Consider the following 331-nt stretch of genomic DNA (forward strand, 5'->3'; position numbering starts at 1 on the left):
GCCTCCTCGCCGACGAGCTCGCCGCCCGCCGCCTCCGGGTCTCCGCAGGGACCGTCTTCACCGGCCTGCACCACGGCCCCGCCGTCTGGGACGCCACCTGGCAACACGTCGCGGACGTCGCCGCGCTCGCCCAGGCCACCGGCGCGCGGCACCTCGTCGTCATTCCCTCCTTCTGGCGCGACGACAAGACCGGCGAGGTACGGGAGGACCGCACCCTCACTCCCGCCCAGTGGCGCGAACTCACCACCCAGACCGAGCGTCTCGGCCGTGAGGTGCAGGACCGTTTCTGCCTGCGCATCGTCGTCCACCCGCACGCCGACACACACATCGA

1 pseudogene is annotated in these 331 nt (G+C 72.5%); it reads left to right on the top strand.

The features are described 5' to 3' along the window. A pseudogene (locus J0695_RS39685) lies at window positions 1–331 on the top strand (2-keto-myo-inositol dehydratase); the annotation flags it as partial.

This window comes from Streptomyces beijiangensis (genome assembly GCF_017315755.1).
Classification (GTDB): Bacteria; Actinomycetota; Actinomycetes; order Streptomycetales; family Streptomycetaceae; genus Streptomyces; species Streptomyces beijiangensis.